Source organism: Rhodococcus sp. NPDC054953, from assembly GCF_053609225.1.
In genome coordinates this window covers 74,096-84,588 of sequence record NZ_JBSGXD010000017.1, presented here as the reverse complement: position 1 = coordinate 84,588, position 10,493 = coordinate 74,096, and the positions used below count along the sequence as shown (strand labels likewise).

Annotated in this window: 8 protein-coding genes; 1 reads left to right on the top strand and 7 read right to left on the bottom strand. The window is 71.6% G+C overall.

Annotated features, from left to right (window positions below; genetic code table 11):
- Nucleotides 1-127 precede the first annotated feature (127 nt).
- The 7 genes from pyrE to ACWF62_RS13470 form a co-directional block, all read right to left on the bottom strand.
- Nucleotides 128-658, bottom strand: coding sequence for an orotate phosphoribosyltransferase (gene pyrE / locus ACWF62_RS13500; protein ID WP_378508929.1), 531 nt, complete (start codon nt 656-658; stop codon nt 128-130).
- A gap of 72 nt (nt 659-730) precedes the next feature.
- Nucleotides 731-1,291, bottom strand: a complete 561-nt coding sequence (locus tag ACWF62_RS13495; protein ID WP_378571307.1) for a LemA family protein — start codon at nt 1,289-1,291, stop codon at nt 731-733.
- A 90-nt stretch (nt 1,292-1,381) separates the two neighbouring features.
- Nucleotides 1,382-2,074, bottom strand: a complete 693-nt coding sequence (locus ACWF62_RS13490) for a type III secretion system chaperone family protein (RefSeq protein WP_378508931.1) — start codon at nt 2,072-2,074, stop codon at nt 1,382-1,384.
- Nucleotides 2,075-2,132: 58 nt separating this feature from the next.
- On the bottom strand, nt 2,133-3,185 hold the full coding sequence (locus ACWF62_RS13485) for a DUF5666 domain-containing protein (RefSeq protein ID WP_452630310.1): 1,053 nt from the start codon (nt 3,183-3,185) through the stop codon (nt 2,133-2,135).
- Nucleotides 3,186-3,276: 91 nt separating this feature from the next.
- A complete protein-coding gene (locus ACWF62_RS13480) occupies nt 3,277-4,017 on the bottom strand; it encodes a FadR/GntR family transcriptional regulator (RefSeq protein ID WP_378508933.1) in 741 nt (246 codons plus the stop codon).
- Between the two features lie 422 nt (nt 4,018-4,439).
- Complete coding sequence (gene clpB, locus ACWF62_RS13475) at nt 4,440-6,992, bottom strand: ATP-dependent chaperone ClpB (RefSeq protein ID WP_378508934.1); 2,553 nt, start codon at nt 6,990-6,992, stop codon at nt 4,440-4,442.
- Between the two features lie 161 nt (nt 6,993-7,153).
- Nucleotides 7,154-9,001: a hypothetical protein gene (locus ACWF62_RS13470; RefSeq protein WP_452630309.1), complete on the bottom strand. Its 1,848-nt coding sequence runs from the start codon at nt 8,999-9,001 to the stop codon at nt 7,154-7,156.
- A gap of 172 nt (nt 9,002-9,173) precedes the next feature.
- Here ACWF62_RS13470 and ACWF62_RS13465 point away from each other — a divergent pair, with 172 nt between their 5' ends.
- Nucleotides 9,174-10,475 (top strand): MFS transporter, encoded by a 1,302-nt coding sequence (locus ACWF62_RS13465; protein ID WP_452630308.1) that lies wholly within the window; start codon nt 9,174-9,176, stop codon nt 10,473-10,475.
- The last annotated feature ends 18 nt before the right edge of the window (nt 10,476-10,493 follow it).

Here is a 10,493-nt window from a genome sequence, read left to right as displayed (position 1 = left end):
GAAAAAACGTGGGGGGGGGTGGGTGCGCTGTCTTCCGGAGGGACACGCGCACAGGGGGTTTTTTTGCGGGGTTGTGTGTGTTTTCCCCCCGGGGGGGGAAAAAACCCCCCCACGGCAGCGGAGCTGCTTAGAGGCCCAGGTCCGCGAGCCCGAGCAGCGACCGGTACTCGACGCCCTCGGCGGCGATGACCTCGTCGGCACCGGTGGCCCGGTCCACGACCGTTGCGACGCCGACCACGATGGCGCCCGCCTCACGCAGTGCCCGGACCGCGGTGAGCGGCGAGTTGCCGGTGGTGGTGGTGTCCTCGACGACGAGCACCCGCTTGCCGGTGACGTCGGGGCCCTCGATCTGCCGCTGCATGCCGTGCGCCTTCGCGGCCTTGCGCACCACGAACGCGTCGATCGGCCGCCCCGGCGCGTGCATGACGGCCAGCGCAACCGGGTCCGCGCCCATCGTCAGGCCACCGACCGCGTCGAAGTCCCAGTCCGCGACCAGCTCCCGCAGCAGGGCCCCGATCAGCGGGCCTGCCCGGTGGTGCAGGGTCGCGCGGCGCAGGTCCACGTAGTAGTCGGCTTCCTTGCCGGATGACAGGGTGACCTTCCCGTGCACCACAGCCAGCTCCCGCACGAGCCCGGCGAGCTCAGCCTTCTCCGTCATCGACCGCTCCTTCTTCCGTGCCTTGTCGGCCTTGAAGCCTAGTCGCTGCGGTGCCCGCCCCGAACCACCGGCTCAGCCGCCCGCGACCTCGTCGTTCACCGCCCGGTCCGCCGGTAGCTCGATCGGCAGCGCCTCGAACCGCGACACCGCACGCACCCCGAGGGCTCGGGCGACCGGCCCGGTGCCGGTCCCCCGCAGCAGGGTGTCGGTTGCGGCGGCCTGGTCGTTGTAGACGCGAGCGGCGCCCGCGAGTCGCTGCTCGGTGACCTGCAGTTCGAGGATCGGGCGCTGGATGGTCCAGTCGTTCCTGAGCTGCGGATCGGCGGCGGCGCCGGCCGTCACCCGGTGCAGTGCGGCGGTGATCGCGTCCTCCGCCGCCGCCTGGTCGGCGAGGGGCGCGGCGTCCGCGCGCAGGCCGAGGGCGAGCGCCCGGGCGCCGGCGAGGGGGGTGACCGCGTCCGGGTCCAGGCCCGCGGCCCTGGCGACGGTGACGAGGTGATCGGTCTGTTCGTAGCGGCGGCCGAGTTCGACCTCGAGAAGGTGCCTGCTGCCGGTCAGGTTCGCGCCGGTCCGCCGCGCCCGACGCGCGACGATCCCCACCCAACAGCCGAGAACAATGACACCAATAGCCACAACCGCCACAGAAATCACAACAGTCACAACAACGAAATCTACTCACATGGGACATTTGCCGCCACATCGCGGCGGCGGGGCGGCGGCCCGTCAGTCGTCGGCGCGCAGGTTCAACGGATGCGGCAGCGGACGCCCCGGATCGTGCGCGGCGTCCGCGGGGATGCCCGCAGGTTCGGACACCGGCGGCAGGACGTGCAGGATCCCGGACAGCCGGGAGACGGCCTCGATCGCGGCGTCCCAGTCCCGCCCGCTGCTCGTGATCGGCAGCGAGCCGAGGGTCCAGTCCCCCTCGCTCCACAGCATCTGCACCTGCGGCGGCACCGTCTCCGCGAACGTCACCATCCGCTGGTCGCACACCCGTCGGGCGATCTCGAGGTCCGTCGCGAACACCACGCGCGGGCCGATCGCACCGAGCAGGTTGAGGTCGGTGTCCTTCGGCGGCGGCGTCGACTTCAGCCGCAGGTCGATGTCGACGTCGGAGCCGACGGACCGCTGCACCGCGACGATGGTCACCGCCTCCGGCAGGTCGAACAGCACGAAGTTCTCACCGCGCCGGGTGCCGTGCACGACGTCGACCGCACCGAGGTATTCCTGACGCGCCAGCGCGGCCCGATGCCAGTTCGACGGCAGCTGATCGTCGGACTCGTTGTAGATGTAGCCCTGCGCCTTCGCCCAGATCTGCCGGACGCGCCCGAACTGCTCGCGCCTGCTGCGGTCGACGTACAACAACACGATCGCGCCTGCGAGCGCGATCGCCGAGAGTCCGAACCAGATGAGCGTCATCGTTCGTCACCTTATCCAGCCCGCGCGCTGCGCGCGGCACTCGGCTCGAAGTCGGTGGTCAGTTTCCACCGAAATCACCCAGATCCGGGATCGTGGTGCTGATGATGACGCGGGCGGTGACGGTGCCGTCCCCGGCTCGGTCCCCCTGGACGACGACGGTCTCGCCGACCCGCAGATCGGCGACCGTGCTCGCCCCGAGCGCGATCACCCGGGTCGACGCGTCGGTGTGGACGGTGACCTGCGATCCGCCGATACCGTCGAGGATCAGGGTTCCGCCGTCGTTGGAGCTCACGCTGCCGACGGCCGCGCCCGCCGCCCCGATCGCCTCCCCGACACCGCCGGGGATCTGCGACAGGTCCGGCGGCACGATCTCCGGTTCCGCCGTCGGCGACGGCGGCGTCGGGCGCAGCGTGACCGGCGGTCGGGTCGCGGTGGTCGACGGCGCCGCCGCGGTGGTGTCGTCGCCACCGCCGCCGGAACCGAGCAGCATCGCGCCGATGCCGACCACCGCGACGAGCAGCAGCCCGGCGACCGTGAAGGCCGCGATCAGCACACCCTTCCCCGGTCCCTTCTTCGGCTCCTCCGGGCCCGGCGCAGGAGGAATCGGCGGCGGCGCGCCCGGCGGCGACTGGTAGGCGTCGTAGGTGGGGTACGCCTGGGTCGCGTTCGGGGCGTGCCCCTGGGCGTCGTAGGTGGGATACGCCTGGGTGGGCTGCGGCGGCTGCGCCTGGTAGGCGTCGTAGGTCGGGTACGCCTGGGTGGGCTGCGGCTGCTGCGCCTGGTAGGCGTCGTACGTCGGGTACGCCTGGGTCGGCTGCGGAGCCTGGCCCGGATGCCCCTGCGACGGATACGCCTGGGTGGGATACGCCTGGGTGGGATACGCCTGGGTGGGGTCGGCGACCGCGGGATACGCCTGGGTCGGGTAGGCCTGGGTCGGATGGTCGCCGTAGGCCTGCCGGGGGTCGGTGGTGTAGCGCGGACCGTCGAACTGTTCGGTCCGCTGGTCGGGCATCGACTCTGCGGCACGTTGCGCCCACTGCGCCGTCGGGTCGGACTCGACGGGCACGGCCTCGGTGCCGTCGGGGATGCGCTTGTCGTCCGCGTTGCTCATGATCGATCCTGCTCTTTCCGCCGGGTCGGGCCGACCCTCCAGAGTAGGCACCGATGCTGAAGACAGCCTGTGAGACGCGGACGGACCCCCGCTACTGCATCGCATCCCAGGTGATCGGTTTCGCCATCGCGGCCGGGAACTTCTTGCGCAGATAGCCGGTCAGTTCCAGGACGTGGGTGCGCATCGCATCCTCGGCCGCGACCGCGTCACCCGCGTCGATCGCGGCGAGGATCTCCGCGTGCGCCTGGTGGACCTTCGCCCGCCGATGCGCGGGGTACTCGACCCCGAGCGCGACGCCTTCGAAGATCCCGTCGACCGCGTCGATGAGGAACCCGAACAGGGCATTGCCCGACGCCCAGGCAATCACGTCGTGGAAGGTCTTGTTGGTCTCAAGGAAGACGTCGAGGTCCTTGAGGTTTTCCCCCATCTTGGCGACGGACTCGGCGAGCAGTGCGCGCTGCTCGTCGGAGCTGCGGTCGGCCGCAAGCCGGGCCATCAACGGTTCGAGACCGACCCGCGCCTCGACGATGGTGGAGAACGGCGCGCCCTCGAACTGCAGCACCAGCCCGAGGCTGTTCATCAGGTGGGAGGCGTCGGGCTTCTCGACGGTCGGCCCGCCGCCGGGACCGGGTTTGAGGGAGATGGCGCCCGAGAGTTCCAGATAGCGCAGCGCCTCCCGCAGAGTGCCGCGGCCGACCTGGTACTCGTCGAGCATCAACCGCTCGGACGGCAGCCGGTCACCGGGGCGTAGCCCGCGGCGGTCGATCTCCGCCACGATCCGCCGCGCGATGATCATCGCCGTCTTCTGCGGCCGGTCGGACCTGCTGCTCACCACCACGTGTTCGCCCCCCTGACGTCCTCGATCCGCTACCTACGCGGCGGTAAGGACTGTACCGTCGGACCCCCGGGCACGCGGCCAATGATGCGCAATGTGGCGTCCGCCTCACCGCCGCGGCGATCACAGCTCGGCGGGTTTGTCCCGACGGACACGAGTGAGATGTGTCTCACGCAAACCGGCCCGGATCCGTTGAATCACCCGAATGATGCCGATAGTTTCGAAGCGGCGCCGCACGGCGCCGCAGCGCGCCCGACCCACACAGGCCTCGCCCCTCACGAGCCCCGGGTCGGGTCGCCGAAGACGCAGGCGCACGGTCCGCGACCCCCCTCCCGGACCGTGCGCCTGTGCCGTATTTAATTGCGGTCGAACACCTTTCGTCCGCGGCCGCCCGATCGGAGCCGAGCGCCGCGTCCGGGTCAGCCGAGCACGAGGGTGTCGCCGTCCTCGGCGGCGGTCACGGCGACGGTGTCGCCGTCGTGCACCTCGCCCGCGAGCAGCTTCTTGGCGAGCTGGTCGCCGATCGCCTGCTGGATCAGCCTGCGCAGCGGCCGCGCGCCATACAGCGGGTCGTAGCCACGCACCGCCAACCACATCCGCGCACCCGGCGTCACGTCCAGCGTCAGCCGCCGCGCCTGCAGCCGCTTCGCGAGCTGCCCGAGCTGGATGTCGACGATCGACTCCAACTGCTCCTCGGACAGCGGATCGAAGATCACGACGTCGTCGAGACGGTTGATGAACTCCGGCTTGAACTTGCTGCGCACCGCCGTCATCACCTGGTCCCGGTCACCGCCCGCGCCGAGGTTCGAGGTGAGGATCAGGATGGTGTTGCGGAAGTCGACAGTGCGTCCCTGCCCATCGGTCAACCGGCCGTCGTCGAGCACCTGCAGCAGGATGTCGAACACGTCCGGGTGCGCCTTCTCGACCTCGTCGAACAGCACCACCGTGTACGGCCGTCGCCGGACCGCCTCGGTCAGCTGACCGCCCGTCTCGTAGCCGACATAGCCGGGCGGGGCGCCGACCAACCGGGCCACCGAGTGCTTCTCGCTGTACTCCGACATGTCGATGCGGACCATCGCCCGCTCGTCGTCGAACAGGAAGTCCGCGAGGGCCTTCGCGAGTTCGGTCTTCCCCACCCCGGTGGGCCCGAGGAACAGGAACGAGCCGGTCGGCCGGTTCGGGTCGGCGACGCCGGCCCGCGCGCGCCGCACCGCGTCGGAGACGGCCTGCACGGCCTCGGCCTGCCCGACCACCCGCTTGCCGAGCTCGGCCTCCATCCGCAGCAGCTTCGCGGTCTCGCCCTCCATCATCCGGCCTGCCGGGATGCCGGTCCACGCGGACACGACGTCCGCGACATCGTCGGGGCCGACCTCCTCCTTGAGCATCACGTCGCCGTCGGAGGCGACACCGGATGCCTCGACCGCGGCGTCGAGCTTCTTCTCCAGCTCGGGGATCCGGCCGTAGCGCAGTTCCGCGGCCTTGCCGAGGTCGCCGTCGCGTTCGGCGCGATCCGACTCCCCACGCAGCACCTCCAGCTGCTCCTTGACCTCCCGGACCGAGTCGATGGCCTGCTTCTCGTTCTGCCAGCGCGCGTTGAGCTGACTGAGCTTCTCGCGGTCGTCCGCCAGTTCCTCGCGCAGCCGCGCGAGACGCTCCTGGGAGGCGGCGTCGGTCTCCTTGGTCAGCGCCATCTCCTCGATCTCGAGTTGGCGCACCTTCCGTTCCACCTCGTCGATCTCCACCGGCCGGGAGTCGATCTCCATCCGCAGCCGGGACGCGGCCTCGTCGACGAGGTCGATCGCCTTGTCCGGGAGGAACCGGGAGGTGATGTAGCGGTCCGACAGGGTCGCCGCCGCGACCAGTGCGGAGTCGGTGATGCGCACCCCGTGGTGCACCTCGTACCGCTCCTTGAGCCCGCGGAGGATCCCGACGGTGTCCTCGACTGACGGCTCACCGACCAGCACCTGCTGGAAGCGCCGCTCCAGCGCCGCGTCCTTCTCGATGTACTGGCGGTACTCGTCGAGGGTGGTGGCACCGACGAGGCGCAGTTCGCCGCGCGCGAGCATCGGCTTGATCATGTTTCCCGCGTCCATCGCCGACTCGCCGGTCGCGCCGGCACCGACGATGGTGTGCAGCTCGTCGATGAACGTGATGACCTGTCCCGCACTGTTTTTGATGTCGTCGAGGACGGCCTTGAGTCGTTCCTCGAACTCGCCGCGGTACTTAGCACCGGCGACCATGGAGCCGAGGTCGAGGGAGATGACGGTCTTGCCGCGCAACGACTCCGGGACGTCGCCCGCGACGATGCGCTGCGCAAGCCCCTCGACGATCGCGGTCTTGCCGACACCCGGCTCACCGATCAGCACCGGGTTGTTCTTGGTGCGGCGGCTGAGAACCTGGACGACGCGGCGGATCTCGGTGTCGCGGCCGATGACCGGGTCGAGCTTGCCTGCGCGGGCGGCGGCGGTGAGGTCCGTCGAGTACTTCTCCAGCGCCTGGTAGCTGCCCTCGGGGTCGGGGCTGGTGACCCGGGCGCTGCCCCGGACGGCGGTGAACGCCTCCCGCAGCGCCTGCGGGGTGGCACCGTGCCCGACAAGAAGTTTCGCGATGTCGGAGTCGCCCGACGCGAGCCCGAACAGGACGTGTTCGGTCGAGACGTACTCGTCGTCCATTTCGGTGGCGAGGTGCTGGGCCGCGGTGATCGCCGCGATGGACTCCCGGCCGAGTTGCGGCTGGGTGGTGGCGCCGGTGGCGCGCGGCAGCCGGTCGACCAGGCTCTGCGCCTCCCGATGCACGATGGTCGGGTCGACGCCGACGGCCTTGAGCAGCGGTGCGGCGATGCCGTCGGTTTGGTCGAGTAGCGCGGCCAGCAGGTGCGCCGGACGGATGTCCGGGTTGCCCGCGGCGGAGGCCGACTGCAGAGCGGCGGTCAGTGCCGCCTGAGTCTTGGTGGTCGGAGAGAACGAATCCACTGAGTCACCCCTTCGGAAGACGTCGGTCGTCGCCTGCAAGCCTAGGCGGCATGCGGCGCTGTCACAGAGACCAACGCACGAAGGGTTGAGTCTGTTCCGCTCAACTCTGATGGCCTCGTCGCCGGTGCGCGACCGCTACGGGGCGTCGACCCCGGTCGTGCTCACCGGACCTCCTGCGTCCCCGGCAACACGACACCGACCGGACCGGAACCAACGCACAGTTCAAGGCCCGGGGTCAGCGGCCGCACCGACAGCGTCGACCCGGTCCCGTACAGCCGAACGAACACCGTGTTCAGCCCGGCCCGCACCGGCACCGACACCGGCTCCCCCGCCCCCAGCCCGACCGCGACGGCGCCGCCCGCCGTCGCGTGATAGTTCAGCTGCGCGGTCCACTGCCAGATCATCAGCGGCCCACCCAATCCCACGGTGCCGCCCGCCGCTCCGATCCGGGTGCCGCAGCCCGGGTCGGGTCCCGGCTCGGTCCACCGCACCGGCTGCACGGTCGCCTGGACGAGCCTGCCGGATTCGTCAAGGGCCCGCAGTTCCGGGGTGGTCTCGGCGAAGTCCGGACGCTCCGGCAGCGGCGCGAAGACGTGCGCGGCACCGTTCCACGGCGCCGCGACCGGCAGCAGTGCCATCAGTGACACCGGCTGGTCGAGCAGTGGCACGTCCCGGTGCGCGGACAGCGAGGCGCGCGCGGTCTCCAGATATTCGGCGCCGGGATTGTCGTTCCAGCTGCGGGCAAAGGCGCCCGTCGACCAGACGCTCGACGCGACCAGTCCCGCGACCACCGCCGTCGCCACCGCCGGGGTCGCCGCGCGCCGGACGATCGCTCCGCACCGTCCCGGATCCGGCCGCCACGGCGCGCGCACGATCAACGCCAGGCCCAGTGCGAGGACGACGGCGCTGTCGCTGGTGTACCGCAGCGTCTGGGCGAGTTCGTAGGTGGTGTCGGGTCCGGAGCGGGCCACCATCATCGCGGCCTCGGACGCCGCCACGTAGCCGACCATCGCCGCGATCACCCAGCCGGTGCGTTGCTTGACCCGGAGGACGACGAACAGCCCCGCGACGACCACCACCCAGCCCGCGACGACCAGCCCGGCCGGGGGCGCGGCCCACGGCGGCCCCGGCGGCCAGCGTTCCCACCGCCACGGCCCGCCGAGCAGCGTGGGGAGCACCCCCAACGACGTTCCGTGGTGGGCGAATCGGAGCGCGTCGGCTGGCGCGGGAATCCGCAGACCGGTGTCCGCGACGGCGAGGTAGACGGTCGACCACACCGCGACGACGCCTGCCGCGGCGAGCCACAGCCCGCGACCGGTCCGCCACGCGGTCCGCAGCGGCGCGGCTGCGCCGTCACCCCGCGCCGCCAACGCGACAACGGCGAACGCGACGAACGGCACCAGCACCGACTTCTCGAAGAACATCAACCCGACGGCGGTCACCACCGCCCCGGTGACGACGTAGCGGCGACGGCCGGTCCTGGCCAGCAGCAGCGCATCGCCGGCGACCCACGCCAGCGCCGCCTGCAGCGGCAGCGAGTTCAACCCGGCCGCCCACCACGCGAAGGACGGCACCGTGAGCGGGGTGAACAGGTACATCGCCAGCACCGCGAGCAGCGCGGGCCGGGGGCCGAGCAGCAGCCACAGCACCCGCAGCACGGCCAGCGCCGCCACCAGCTGCAGCACGATCAGCGTCACGGCGGCCGCCCACCACTGCAGCGGCGCGACCGTCGTCGTCAGGCCAGCAACCAGGAACGCGGCGGGCATCACGTGACCGTCGTGGTTGTAGAGCAGGAACTCCGGCGACAGCAGCGGCAGCGCCGCGGACCGACCGGTCAGGATCAGGTCGTCCCAGTACAGGTTGCCTCCGAGCGCGAGGGCACCCCGAACACCGGCCTGCGCGAGCACCAGCAGCAGCGCGAGCAGCAGGATCGGATGTGGTCGTACGGCCCAACCGCGGGGTGCGCCGGGCGCATCCCCGCGCTTCGGTTCCGCGTACCGGACGGACATCGCTCCGAGCCTAGTCAGCCGCGCGGGTTTGACCACCGGGCCCGCCGCTTCGTACGGTGACGGCCACACAGTTATGTCGGGGCGCCCGTGCGTCCTAGTCATTGGGTTCGAGCATCGGCGGTGTCGGCGGGACGACGATGCACCGCTTCGGCGTGCCTCGACAAGGAAAACTGTGTCCACGAACCCCGTGCCCTCCGCACCCACCGTCCCGTCGGAACGACCCCCGGCCTCGGATCCCGGCTCGACCGCTGCCCCGTTCCGCACGTTGCGGCGCCAGGCGGGCCCCGTCTTCCTTCCGATCGGTGTGCTGGCCCGGCTTCCGTTCGCGATGCTCACCCTCGGGATCAGCAGCTACGTCGCCCTCGTGCGGGACTCGTACGCCGCGGGCGGGCTTGCTGCGGGCAGCTACGCGCTCGGCGCCGCCGTCGGTGCGGCGCTCGCAGGCGCCTGCGCGGACCGCTACGGCCAGCGTCGAGTCATTCCGCCGCTGGTGCTGGCGAATTCGGTGCTCATCGCGCTCGTCCTGTTCGCCGCGGCTGGCAGTCTGCCGCTGCTGATCCTGGTGTCCGCGATGTGCGGCCTCACCGTCCCGCCGATCGGTCCGTTCGCCCGGGTCCGGTGGACGGTGCTGGCCGACCGGTCGCTTCCGCCGGCCGAACGGGAGCGGGCCCGCGGCGCCGCGTTCGGGTACGAGACCCTCGCCGACGAGCTGACCTTCGTCTTCGGGCCTGCCGTCGTCGGGATCCTCGCGCGGGTCGGCGCGGAGGCACCGCTCGTCGCCTGTGTGCTGGCGACCCTGATCTTCGGGCTGTTGTTCGCCCGCCACCGCACCGCCGCGGCCGTGCCGGCGCCGCAGGCGGGGCCCGCCGCCGGTGTCGCCCCCCTGCGGTCCTTCCTGCGCGCGGACCGGGCGACGCTGGTGCTGACGATGCTCACGGTCGGCGCGCTGCTCGGCGCGCTGATGACCGGTGTCGTCGCGTTCGCGGGCGAGCACGGCGCGCTGTCCAACGCCGGGCTGATCTACGCGGGCTTCGGTGTCGGCTCGGGCGCCGCGTCGGTCGCGATCGGCAGGCTGCGGGCATCGGTCGGGCCGTTCCGACGGCTGACGGTGGCCGCGGTGTGGTCGGTGGCGGTGTGCGCGGTGCTCCCCGTCGTCCCCGACGGCTGGCTGCTCGCGGTCGCGCTGACGGCGTTGGGTCTCGGGATCGGCCCGATCATCGTGACCGTGTACGGGGTGGCGGCCGGGCACACCCCGACGGGCAGGCAGACGCTGCACATGGCGGTGCTCTCCGGCGCGTTGATCGCGGGCAACTCCATCGGCGCCCCGCTCGCGGGGGTGCTCGCCGAATCCGGTGGCGCGGCAACAGCGCTGCGGGGCGTGCTGGCGGTGTCGGCGGTGCTGCTCGTCCTGACGGTGCTCGCGCGGGCGGCCGCCGCGGGTGGGCGGGCGGACGCCCCGGCGGCGCACCGATAGCGGGTCGCGCGTGGGCTC